The sequence below is a fragment of the Micromonospora sp. NPDC048830 genome (assembly GCF_043198215.1).
In the GTDB taxonomy this organism is placed as follows: Bacteria; Actinomycetota; Actinomycetes; order Mycobacteriales; family Micromonosporaceae; genus Micromonospora.
The window spans coordinates 69,999-82,568 of record NZ_JBICUP010000033.1 but is presented as its reverse complement, the minus strand read 5'-3'; the positions used below and the strand labels follow the sequence as shown (position 1 = coordinate 82,568).

At 71.4% G+C, this 12,570-nt stretch carries 6 protein-coding genes; 4 read left to right on the top strand and 2 right to left on the bottom strand.

Features of this window, described 5'->3' with window-relative positions:
• From ACGFIZ_RS24740 to ACGFIZ_RS24725, 4 genes are all read left to right on the top strand, one after another.
• On the top strand, nucleotides 1–2,301 hold a 2,301-nt coding region (locus ACGFIZ_RS24740), incomplete at its 5' end, for a M6 family metalloprotease domain-containing protein (protein ID WP_393422920.1).
• Between the two features lie 378 nt (nucleotides 2,302–2,679).
• Nucleotides 2,680–4,986 carry an immune inhibitor A domain-containing protein gene (locus ACGFIZ_RS24735; protein ID WP_393422918.1) on the top strand — a complete coding sequence of 769 codons (2,307 nt, stop codon included), beginning with the start codon at nucleotides 2,680–2,682 and terminating at the stop codon, nucleotides 4,984–4,986.
• A gap of 307 nt (nucleotides 4,987–5,293) precedes the next feature.
• Nucleotides 5,294–7,681 carry an immune inhibitor A domain-containing protein gene (locus tag ACGFIZ_RS24730; RefSeq protein WP_393422931.1) on the top strand — a complete coding sequence of 796 codons (2,388 nt, stop codon included), beginning with the start codon at nucleotides 5,294–5,296 and terminating at the stop codon, nucleotides 7,679–7,681.
• A gap of 109 nt (nucleotides 7,682–7,790) precedes the next feature.
• Complete coding sequence (locus ACGFIZ_RS24725; RefSeq protein ID WP_347666679.1) at nucleotides 7,791–8,723, top strand: alpha/beta hydrolase; 933 nt, start codon at nucleotides 7,791–7,793, stop codon at nucleotides 8,721–8,723.
• A 14-nt stretch (nucleotides 8,724–8,737) separates the two neighbouring features.
• Here the strand turns inward: ACGFIZ_RS24725 and ACGFIZ_RS24720 are convergent, their stop codons facing one another.
• Both ACGFIZ_RS24720 and ACGFIZ_RS24715 read right to left on the bottom strand, forming a co-directional pair.
• Nucleotides 8,738–9,103, bottom strand: a complete 366-nt coding sequence (locus tag ACGFIZ_RS24720) for a hypothetical protein (protein WP_393422915.1) — start codon at nucleotides 9,101–9,103, stop codon at nucleotides 8,738–8,740.
• Nucleotides 9,100–12,435, bottom strand: a complete 3,336-nt coding sequence (locus ACGFIZ_RS24715) for an SseB family protein (protein WP_393422913.1) — start codon at nucleotides 12,433–12,435, stop codon at nucleotides 9,100–9,102. Before ACGFIZ_RS24715 ends, ACGFIZ_RS24720 begins: the two co-directional genes overlap by 4 nt.
• Nucleotides 12,436–12,570 lie beyond the last annotated feature (135 nt).

Here is a 12,570-nt window from a genome sequence, read left to right as displayed (position 1 = left end):
CAGAAGCGCCCACTCGTCATCGGTCAGCTCATGTCGTCGAGACACGCCAATCTATCTAGCAAAACCCGCCCCGAAGATCCACGAGACACGCCCTACGACAAGATGCTCTACACCAAGGAGGGCATCACCGAGCGGGTCCGCACGGACCTGACCGGGCCGGACGGCAAGCCGGGCATCAGCCTCGCCGGCCGGACCATGCACAACATGTACCTGGAGATGTCCAAGGGCGCGTACACGGTCGACGGGCAGGCCAGCCCGTGGATCACCGTGCCGCACTCGGAGGGCTGGTACGCCGCCTCCCGCTGCTTCCAGGACGAGAACGGCAACTGGGTCGCGGGCCGGCAGCAGTCGATGAACGGTCACCCGGACAACCCGGCCGGCGCGAGCCGGCTGGCCACGGACGCCATCGACGCCCTCGCGCAGACGGACCCGAACTTCCCGTGGGCCGACTACGACATCGAGGACCAGGGCGACCGCGACGGTGACGGCAACCTCTTCGAGCCGGACGGCGTGATCGACCACCTGGTGCTGGTGCACGCCGGCCAGGGCAAGTCGCGCGGCGGTGGCGCCGAGGGCGTCTATGCCGTCTGGGCGCACTCCTCGACGGTTGCCGGCGGCTACCCCATCCCGGGCACCAACCTCCAGGTGGCGAACTACATCGTGCAGCCGGAGGACGCCGGCGTCGGCGTCTTCGCCCACGAGTACGGCCACGACCTGGGCCTGCCGGACCTGTACGACACCTCCGGCAACGCCGACTCGGACGTCGACTTCTGGGACCTGATGGCCTCCGGGTCGCACAGCGGGGAGATCTTCCAGGCACTGCCGACGCACATGGGCCTGTGGGACAAGTGGGTGCTCGGCTGGGCCGACCCCGTCACGATCGCCCCGGGCTCCGACCCGCGCACCGTCCAGCTCGGTCAGACCTCGCGCACCCCGGTCGGCACCGCGGACGGCATCAAGGTCGACCTGCCGAACAAGGTGATCACCCTGGCCACGCCGCACAGCGGCGGAAACATGTGGCACAGCGGCGCCGACCAGAACTGGGCGGACGTCCGGCTGACCCGCCAGGTGGCGGTGCCGGCGGCGGCCGACGCGAAGTTCTGGATGTGGAACAACTACGTCATCGAGGCGGACTGGGACTACGGCTTCGTCGAGGTCTCGACCGACGGCGGGGCGACGTGGTCCGAGCAGAAGGTCTACGGCGCCTCCGGCGCCGTGGTCACCACGCCCGACAACTACTCCGACCCGAACGGCCGGATGGTCGACTTCGGCAACAAGAAGTACGGCCTGACCGGTGACACCCACGGCTGGCGCCACGACTACGTCGACCTCTCGGCGTACGCGGGCCAGACGGTGCAGGTGCGGCTCCGCTACGCCACCGACGAGGCGTTCGTGGAGCGCGGCTGGTTCGCCGACGACTTCTCGGTCACCGGCGGCGGCGCCACCACCTGGAGCGACGACGTCGAGGGCGGCGCGAACGGCTGGACCGCCACCGTCGGCACCTTCACCGACACCACGGGCGCGGGCTGGCGGGCCAACTCCGGCACCGAGGTGCGGGCGCACTACTACCTGGCCGAGTGGCGCAACTTCGACGGCTTCGACGCCGGCCTGAAGTACACGTACGACACGGTGTACTCGCGCGACGCGTGGAAGGTCGACCGGGTCTCGTACAACGCCCCGGGCATGCTGGTCTGGTATCGGGACACCGCGCTGGGCGACGTGAACCACGTGACCGCGCAGCTGACCGCGCTGCCGAGCTACGGCGCCAAGGGCGGCCTGCTGATCGTGGACTCGCACTTCGACCCGTACCGGCGGCAGGGCGAGGCGGCGGTGAAGGACCCGTCGACGCTGGACAACCTGCCCAGCCGTCCGCAGTCGGCGAACGCCGCGTTCGGCCTCAACCCGACGTACCCGTTCCGCGAGTGCCTGGAGGCGGCGAACGAGCCGTACAGCGAGTACTGCACGGACTTCGGTACGCAGGCTCCGGTGCCGGCGTTCACCGACGCCAAGACCTGGTACCCGGGCATCGAGATCCGCAACGGTTCGGCGTTCGCCCGGGACAGCGACGCCTCGGTGGTGCTGCCGTCGCGGGGCAACGCCCCGTACACCACCCGGGTGACCAACCCGGACGGGACGCCGGGCACGGCGTACTACGGGGCCGTCCTCGGTGGCGGCGCGATCGTGCTGGGCACCGGCAACCCCGGTGACCAGGGCGTGAACTACGGCGTCACGCTGACGATCACGAAGGCGGCGAAGGACAACTCGTACGCCCAGGTGAAGGTCACGGCCGCGACGCCCTGACCCCGCACCGGCGCGTCGGAACACCCGGCGGGGCCTGACCGGAGCACACTGCTCCGGGCGGGTCCCGCCGTTCGTCGTCTCGGGCCCTCTTCCCATCGATCCATGCGACGTTTTCGAAGTCGCCGGCGCTCCCTGCCGGGGCTCCACAACGTCGCCCGGCCCGCGTGATCGTGGCCAAAACGTAACGCGAACCAGAGCCGGATTGCTGCGCCGATTGCACCTGATTTGAAAGCTTTCCGCACGTCCGTTCAACGTTTTCCTGACCGTATTGCCTCGTGACAACCGTCGTTGGCTCTGCCAGGGTGAGGAACGCATCGCGTGACAGGGCCGGCCTCGGCCGCGCCCGTCATGTAACAGATCCACAAAGGAGGAGGACCTTTGAGGAGACGAGTCACAGCGGGCCTGGCCTCGGCCGCAGCCGCGCTGCTGGCGGCCGGTGTCGTCACGGCCCCGGCGTCCGCCGCTCCGACGGCGGAGCCGGCTTCCGGCGCCGACAAGGCGAAGCACGGCAAGGACAACCTCCCCGATCCGCTGGCGGATCAGCGGCGGGAGGTCCGGAAGCAGGCGATTGCCGACCTGCTGAACGGCAAGGCCAAGCTTCAGACGCGCAACGGCTCGAAGGTCATCCAGGTCAAGGACGACCTCTTCGTCGAGTACCAGCAGGCTCCGAAGACCGACCCGATCTTCACCATGCTGGTCCAGTTCGGCAACCAGACCGACCCGCGGACCGGCGGGACCGCCGGCCCGAAGGTCAACCAGATCCCCCAGCCGGACCGCAACTGGGACGGCAGCGCCACCGACGACAACAGCACCCTGTGGCGGTCCAACTTCGACCGGGCCCACTACCTGGAGATGTTCTACGGCCAGGGTGAGTCGATGCGGGACTTCTACCTCAAGCAGTCCGGCGGCCGGTACACCGTCGGCGGCGACGTGAGCGACTGGGTCACCGTTCCCTACAACGAGACCCGGTACGGCAGCAACGCCATCTCTGAGGCCGACGGGTACTGGAACTTCGTCAAGGACACCGCGACGTCGTGGTACCAGTCGCAGGTCGCCGCCGGCAAGACGCCGGAGCAGATCAAGGACTACCTCAAGCAGTTCGACATCTGGGACCGGTACGACTTCGACGGCGACGGCAACTTCAACGAGGCCGACGGCTACATCGACCACTTCCAGGCGGTGCACGCCGGTGAGGGCGAAGAGGCCGGCGGCGGTGCCCAGGGCGAGGACGCCATCTGGTCGCACCGGTGGGCCGCGTTCCCGAACCTGGCCGGCGTCGCCGGTCCGGCGGGCAACCTGGCCGGCGGTGTGCAGATCGGCGACACCGGGATGTGGATCCGTGACTACACCACGGAGCCGGAGAACGGTGGCCTCGGTGTGTTCGCCCACGAGTACGGCCACGACCTCGGTCTGCCGGACTACTACGACACCGCGGGTGGCGACAACGGGGTGGGCTTCTGGAGCCTGATGGCCTCGGGTTCGTGGCTGAGCCACGGCACCGACGACATCGGCTCGACCCCGGGCTACATGGACCCGTACTCGAAGCTGTTCCTCGGCTGGCTGAACTACTCGACGGTCGAGTACGGCAAGGGCACCACCCAGGTGACCCTCGGCCCGGCGGGTGACAGCGACGGCCCGAAGGCGCAGGCCGTCGTGGTCAACCTGCCGCCAACCACCCAGAGCACCTCGTACAACACCCCGTTCGCCGGCGCGAACGAGTGGTGGGGCGGCAGCGCGGACGACCTGAACACCTCGCTGACCCGCAGCCTGGACCTGACCGGTGCGACCTCCGCGTCGATCACCGCGAAGGCCTGGTACGACATCGAAGAGGACTACGACTACCTCTACGCCGAGGTGTCCACCAACGGCGGCACCAGCTGGGCCCAGCTGAGCAACTCGCTCATCGACGCCGGCGAGACCGGTGTCGACGGCTCCACCAGCGGCAACTGGGTCGACCTGACCTACGACCTGTCCGCGTACGCCGGGCAGACCGTGCAGTTCCGCTACCGCTACGCCACCGACGGCGGCGTGCACCTCGCGGGCGCGTTCCTGGACAACATCTCCCTCGTCAAGAACGGCGCCGCCGCCTGGACCGACGACGCGGAGACCCTGGACGCGGCGTGGACCGCCAAGGGCTTCACCCGGATGACCGGCACGGTCACCGACACGTACCCGCGCTTCTACATCGCGGAGAACCGGACGTACTTCGGGTACGACGACACGCTCCGCACCGGTGGGTACAACTACGGTTTCAACAACACCCGCCCGAACTGGGTGGAGCGGTTCTCGGTCCAGCCCGGCATGCTGGTCTGGTACGTGAACTACGCCTACGGCGACAACAACACCTCGCAGCACCCGGGCTACGGCCTGAACCTGCCGGTCGACGTCCGCCCGGACAAGATCAAGGTTCCCGGCCAGAACAACATCACCAACCGTCGTAACGGCTACGACGCGACGTTCAGCCTGTACACCAAGCCGGCGCAGACCTTCCACCTCAACGGGGTGGCGGTCACCGTTCCGGAGCTGGCTCCGAACCCGGTGTTCAGCGACAGCGGCCTGTCGAAGTACTGGACGAGCGGCAACGCCTGGAACTCGGTGAAGGTGGCCGGCACCGGCACCCGCATCGAGATCGTGCAGCAGGGCACCAACCCGACCGACGACATGGTCGTGAGGGTCAGCAACTGATCTGAGGATCAACTGGAGGGGCCGGTGGCGTGACGCCACCGGCCCCTTCCGCGTCCGCGTCCACCGACCACGGATCGGGATGCTCCGTCGGTCGTTCGGGCGGCCTCCGCCGACCGAACGACGGGTGTGATTGTGACGTCGCGAAGCATTTCCTTCAAAAACTTGCTACAAATCGACGCGCGCATCTTCCCACCCGTCCCAGGAGACTCTATGTTCACCATGAGTCCCATTGGTGGACGTCTCACCGGCCCGTACCCCCGTTGGGCCGGTTCCTTCACACCGGAGGTACCACGTGCGCAAAGTCGCAGTGGGTCTGATCGGGCTTTCGTTGACGGCGACGGGACTGGTGGCGGGCACGGCCGCCAGCGCCGCGCCGACGCCGAAGCTCCCGGCGACCGCCCCGTCGGTCGGCGAGCCCGCACAGACTGATCATGATCTGCCCAACCCGCTCGAGGACAAGCGGCGGGCGCTGCGCCAGGAGGGCCTGAGCGAGGTCCTCTCCGGCCGGGCCAAGGCGGAAAAGATCAACGGCAGCACCGTCGTCAAGGTCGGCAAGACCCAGGTCCAGGGGGCGGGCGCCCGCTCGGCCAGGGCCACCGCTCAGACGAAGGACCAGTACGTCGAGCTGTCCCGCCAGCAGACCGACCACATCTTCGTGATCCTCGCCGAGTTCGGCAACGAGCGGCACCCGAACTACCCGGACCAGGACACCGACCCGGACACCCCGGGCCCGACCACGTTCGACGGTCCGGTGCGCAACCAGATCCCCCAGCCCAACCGGGCGGTGGACAACTCCACCGTCTGGCAGCCGGACTTCAGTGCCGATTACTTCCGCAACCTGTACTTCGGCACGGGGCAGGGCAACGAGTCGCTGAAGCAGTACTACGAGGCCCAGTCCTCGGGCCGGTACAGCGTCGACGGCGTCGTCACCGACTGGGTCAAGGTCCAGTACAACGAGGCCCGGTACGGCCGATCCGGCGGCTACCCCTGCGGCTCGAACGTCTGCACCAACACCTGGGCGCTGGTCCGCGACGCCGCCAACCAGTGGGTCGCCGGCCAGAAGGCCGCCGGGCGCACCGACGCCCAGATCGCCGCCGAGCTCCAGGCGATGGACAAATGGGACCGGTACGACCACGACGGCGACGGCGACTTCAACGAGCCGGACGGCTACATCGACCACTTCCAGATCGTCCACGCGGGTGGCGACGAGGCCGACGGCGACCCGCACCAGGGTGAGGACGCCATCTGGAGCCACCGCTGGTACGCCTTCGCCTCCGACCAGGGCCGGACCGGCCCGGCCGGCAACCCGCTCGGCGGCACCCAGATCGGCAACACCGGCATCTGGATCGGCGACTACACCATCCAGCCGGAGAACGGCGGGCGGAGCGTCTTCTACCACGAGTACGGCCACGACCTCGGTCTGCCGGACGACTACAACGTCACCAGTGGTGGGGACAACAACAACGAGCACTGGACCCTGATGGCCCAGAGCCGGCTCGGCGCCAAGGACGACGCCGGCATCGGCGAGCGCGGCGGCGACCTGGGCGCCTGGAACAAGCTCCAGCTCGGCTGGCTCGACTACGAGGTCGTCAAGGCCGGCCAGAAGCGCACCCTGGAGCTCGGCCCGCAGGAGTACAACTCCGCCAAGGCGCAGGCCGCGGTGGTGGTGCTCCCGCAGCGGGAGTACACGTTCGACAACGGCGCGCCGTTCGAGGGCACCAAGCAGTTCTTCTCGGGCAACGACGACGACTTGAACACGTCGATGTCGCGGACGATCGACCTCACCGGGAAGACCAGCGCCGCGGTCACGATGAAGGGCCGTTACGCCATCGAGGCGGACTACGACTACCTCTTCTTCGAGGTCTCCACCGACGGTGGCCAGACCTGGAACCCGCAGCCCGGCACGGCCGGCGGCACGGCCTTCAAGGAGATCTCGGCCGGGCGCTTCGCCCTGGACGGCTCCAGCGGCGGCGAGTGGGTCGACGTCAACGTCCCGCTGAACTCCTTCGCCGGTCAGACGGTGCAGTTCCGGCTGCGCTACCAGACCGACGGCGGCGTCTCCGAAGGCGGCTTCTACGGTGACGCCATCACCGTCACCGCCGACGGGCAGACCCTGCTCAGCGACGGTGCCGAGGCCGGCGCCAACGGCTGGGCCCTCAACGGCTGGAGCATCGTCGAGGCGACGTACACCCGGCTCTTCGACAACTACTACATCGCCGGCCACCGGTCGTACGTCTCGTACGACAAGTACCTGAAGACCGGCCCGTACTACTTCGGCTACGCGAACACCCGCCCGGACTACGTGGACCACTACGCGTACCAGGAGGGCCTGCTGATCTCGTACTGGAACCTCCGGTACGCGGACAACGACACGTTCGTGCACCCGGGTGAGGGCCGCAACCTCATCATCGACGCCCACCCGCGGCCGATCTACAACCTGACCGGCAACCCCTGGCGGGCCCGCGTCCAGGTCTACGACGCGCCGTTCAGCCTGACGAAGGCGGACTCGTTCACGCTGCACATCAACAGCCAGCCCCAGTACATCCGGGGCCAGGCCGCGCAGCCGCTGTTCGACGACACCAAGCAGTACTGGTACCCGGAGCTGCCGAACCACGGCGTCAAGGTGCCGGCCACCGGTACGAAGATCAGGGTGCTGGAGCAGGACGGGACCTCGATCAAGGTCCGCTTCTCCTGATCCACGCGACAACCCGTACCACCGCGATGCCCGGGCAGGTGACCTGCCCGGGCATCGCCCTTCGCGGCCGGCGGGGCGGCCACCGGCACCGGGGACCTAGGCTGGGGCCATGAGCCAGCAGCGCGGCGGCGCCGTCGACGAGTCCTGCGTCCTGACCGAGGGGCCGTGGACGCACCGGTTCGTCGGCGCGAACGGCAGCCGCTTCCACGTCGTCGAGGCGGGCACGGGCCCCATGGTGCTCTTCCTGCACGGCTTCCCCGAACACTGGTGGGCGTGGCACGACATCCTGCCGGCGGTGGCCGACGCCGGGTTCCGGGCGGTCGCGGTCGACCTGCGCGGCTACGGCGCCAGCGACAAGCCACCCCGGGGGTACGACGGCTACACCCTCGCCGCCGACGTCGCCGGCCTGATCCGGGCCCTCGGCGAGCGCTCCGCCACCCTGGTCGGCTCCGGGGCCGGCGGCCTGATCGCCTGGACCGCCGCCTCGTTCCACCCGAAGCTCGTGCGCCGGCTCGTGGTGCTCGGCGCCCCGCACCCGCTGCGGCTACGGGCGGCGATCTTCGCCGACCCGCGTGGGCAGTTCGCCGCCTCCACGCCGACCCTGAAGTTCCAGCTTCCCCGGTACGAGCACGTGCTCACCCGCGACGGCGCGGCGGCGGTCGAGGAGATGCTGCGCCGCTGGGGCGGGCCGCGCTGGGTGCACGGGCCCGACTTCGAGGCGTACGCCCGGCGCTGCCGGGAGGCGATGCGCATCCCGCAGGCGGCGTTCTGCGCGCTGGAGGGCTACCGCTGGGCGTTCCGGTCGGTGCTGCGGCTGCACGGCTACCGGTTCGTCAAGCTGATGCAGAAGCCCCTGGTCACTCCGACGCTGCAACTGCACGGCGCGCTGGACGAGGCCTCGCTGCCGCGTACCGCCCAGGGGTCCGGCCGGTACGTCGTCGCCCCGTACGAGTGGCGGCTGCTGGACGGCGTGGGGCACTTCCCGCACGTCGAGGCCCGGGAGGTCGTGCTCGGCGAGATCCTGCGCTGGGCGAAGTCCTGACGGTCGGCCCGGGTTCAGAGGCGCTTCTCGCGCAGGTCGGCGACCTCGGCGGCCGGGGCCCAGCCCTGGTAGACCCCGAAGTCGAAGACCTCCAGCCCCATCGCCTGGGCGACCGGCCAGCGCCCACCGGTGTACTCCACCCGCAGCCAGCCGTCGTGCTCGCCGAGGACGATGAACGGCTGCCCCTGCCAGGTGCAGGTGGTCCGGACGTACGCCAGGTCGTCGAGCTCCGTCGCCGGCACCACCCGGACGTGGCGGCCGGGGCGGACCTCCGCGAACCCGTCGCCGGGCTCCGGCTGGTACAGCCGCACGTCGTCGCCGTCCGGGCTGGCCTGGTACTCCCGCCCGCGCCAGCGGGCCACGTAGCCGTCGCGCATCACGCTCCCCCGACCCGTCGCCAGTGCAGCGCGTCGGTGTCCAGGACGGCGATCGTCCGCTCGGTGCCGTCCGCGCCGATCCGGCACAGCTGCGCGCCGTGCGGCAGCCGGGCGCTGTCCACCTTGAACTCGGCCACGATGTCGCTGCTCTCGCCCGGGGCGAAGCCGTTGCCCCGGAACGGGGGACGCTCGATGACCCAGCCCTCCATGGCCCGCATGGCAGCCTCGTTCTGCCCGCCGTAGGGGATGCGGTAGAGGCTCGGCCGGTAGGCCGGCCAGCGGAGCACGTGGATCTCCTCCGCGTCACGGGAGAACGACGAGCCCGGATACCCGAGCCCGAGTGCGCCGTACAGCTGGGCCGGGGTGTTCAGGTGGGCCAGCTCGCTGGCGCGGTGCACGAAGCCGGAGACCCGGTCGTAGCCGCGCTCGAGGTAGTACGAGAGCTGGCTCGGGGAGATCACCTTCTGCATCACGACCGGGCGGTTCGGGTCGGCGGGCGGCGGGGCCGGCCGCGGGGCGTTCGCCGACCGTCCGCCGACCGTCGGCACCGGCTCCGGCTCCGGCTCGCTGCCCGCGTCGTCGCCGAGCCCCACCTCGGCGGCCCAGTTGGCCAACGCGACGATCTGCTCGCCGGGCAGCTTCGCGCCGACGGGGGTGTTCGGGTTCACCGCGAACGACCAGGCGGCGTCGGGCCAGCGCCGGATGAGCTGCACGAACCTGACCCGTACCGTCTCGACCGGGTCGTCGAGGTGGTCGGCCATCCGCTCCGGGGAGGTGTAGACCACCACGTACGTGTCGCCGTCCAACTGCTCGGTGCGCCACACGAAGCCCGGGTCGCCCGGGCCGCTGTCCGGCGCCGAGTCCCACGCGACCGGCAGCAGCACCCGGGCCAGCAGCAGGGTGCTGAGGAAGCTGTCGGTGCTGCCCGCCCCGGCGGCGACCAGCAGGTTCTCCTCGACCTCGTTGGCCGGCCGGAACTCGGGCGCAGGCGGCGCCACGGGCTCGGGCGCAGGCGGCGCCACCCGTTCAGGCGCAGGCGGCGCCGCTGGCTCGGGCGCAGGCGGCGCGACCCGTTCGGGCGCCGGGTCCACTATGGCCGGAGGCACGTCGGCGGCGGAGGTGGCCGGGCGGAACAGTTCGTCGGCCGGCGCGACGGACGACCGGGGGGCCGGACGGAAGAGGTCCTCGGCCGGTGCGGCAGGCGGCGTCCGCCCGCCGGGCCCCGATTCGGCGGGTGCCGTACTCGCCGGCTGCTCCGGGGCGGGCCTGGCCACGGCGTCCGCCGGGAGAGTCGTACGCCCGGGGGCGGCTGGGGCGCCGGGCCCGGCGGCTGCCGAGGTGCCAGGCCCGGCGGCTGCCTGGGCGCTGGGCCCGGCGGCGGACGACGCAGGCGGAACGGCCCCCTCAGGCATCGGGTCGACGGCGGGCAGCTCCCGCGACTCGATGACGGTGCCCTCGATGACGATGGGCGAGAAGGAGCGACGCGAGGCGGGCGGCCCGGAGACCGGCTCGGCGGCCGAGGGAGCCAACTCCTCCCGCCGCTCGCCGCTCGCCGGGCGCGGCTCCGTGGCCCTCGCGTCGCCCGGCGCGGACCGAGAGCTCGGGAACGCCTGAGCGAGACCGGACACCGGACGGCGGCGGGGCAACTCGTCGCGGGTCCCGGCCGGCCGGCCGGCCTCCTCCCCCGCCGTGCCACCCGAGGGTACGACGGGGCGGGCGGGCGTGACCGGCCGGAACGCCCGCGTCGCCTCCTCGTCGAAAGCGGGCCGAGGCGGCTCGGCGGCCGCGCCGGGCCGCGGGCTTCGGGCGGCCCCGTCGCCAGGGCCGGGAGTCGCCTGCGACGACTCGGCCGGGCCAGGCGAGAACGCGACGGTCGGCGACTCGGCCGCAGCGGGCGAGAACGCCACCGTCGACGACTCGGCCGGGCCAGCCGAGAACGCCACCGTCGACGACTCGGCCGGGGCAGCCGGAAACGCGACGGTCGGCGACTCGGCCGGGCCAGGCGGAAACGCGACGGTCCGCGACTCGGCCGCGGCCGACGAGAACGCCACCGTCGGCGACTCGGCCGGGGCAGCCGGAAACGCGACGGTCCGCGACTCGACGGCGGCGGGCGGGAACGCCACGGTCGGCGGTTCCACCTCCGGTCCGGCGGGGCGGACGGTGGGCGTCGTCTGCTCGCCGACCTGGTCCGGCGCGGTACGCCGGGGAAACGCCTGGCTGACGCCGGCGAACCGGGCCGGCGGAACGGCCCGGTCGGCGGGTCGATGTGGTTCACCGACCGGACGGGCGGCTCGGTTCCGGCTCGACGCCGGCTCGAAGAAGGACGCGGGCGGGGTGGCGGGCCGATCGGCCGGCTCGGCTGTCGGCCCGCTCGGCGAGAGTTCCGCCAACGGCCGCCGTCGCGGCACGGTAAGCCACGCCGATCCGCTGGCGGCCGGCTCGGCCGGAGGTGACACGCCGCGGCCGTCGGCAGGTCGGCCCGGGCCGACCTCGACCGGACCGGGTCGGGGCCCCGGCGCGGCGCCCTGCGGGTCCCCGTACGGCGGGACCGGCGACCCCGGGACCGCCTCGGCGGGCCGGCGGTACGGCGGGTTGACCGGCCGGGACACGGTCCTCGCCCCGGCCGCCCCCGGCGAGACGGGCGCCGCCGACGCGACGGTCGGGCCGGGCGCGGGGCCCGTCGGCGGTGGCTGCGCCGGGTCGTGTTGCGCCGGGTCGTGTTGCGCCAGGTCGTGTTGCGCCAGGTCGTGTTGCGCCGGATTGCGTTGCGCCGGATTGCGTTGCGCCGGGTCGTACAGCGCCGGGTCGTGTTGCGCCGCCCCGGCAGGCGACGACTCGGGCGCACCGGGCTCCCGCCCGTCCCACCCGGGAACCGCGGCGCTGGCCCGGGCCCTGGCCGCCGTCTCGGCGCGCTCCAGGCGCGCCCGGGCACCTATGGTGCGCCCGGGCAACCGCACGTCGCCCCGGGACAACTGGGAGACGAACCAGGCGGGCAGGTACCCCTCGATGGGAAGGCCCGGGTTCACCGCCAGCCACCACTCGTGGTTCGGCCAGTCGCCAGCGAGGTCGGCGTACGCGCTGCGACGGCTGGGGGTGGAGTTCTCGCCCAGGCAGGCGCGCAGCGCGGCGGGCGAGGTGAACGCCAGCACGTGCGTCCGCCCGCCGGTGGTCCACGTGCCCCACCCGGTCGACGCCTGCCCGGCCAGCACCTCCGCAGGGACCGGCAGCAGCAGTTCGATACGGGCCAGGATCCGGAAGTAGAGCTCCTGGTCGTTGGCGCGGAGCGCGTCCCGCATCGCCGCTTCGGCCTCGGTAGCCGGCTCCCAGTCGGTCACGGCCACCTCTCCTCCCGCGAACAGGCCATAGGCATCGCGTACAACCTACAAGGTAGTTTCAAGATCACAATGGCTGGCGTGCGGCGGCCCACCGGACGGCGCAGATGGAGATAACATCCCGTTCCGGACTCGACA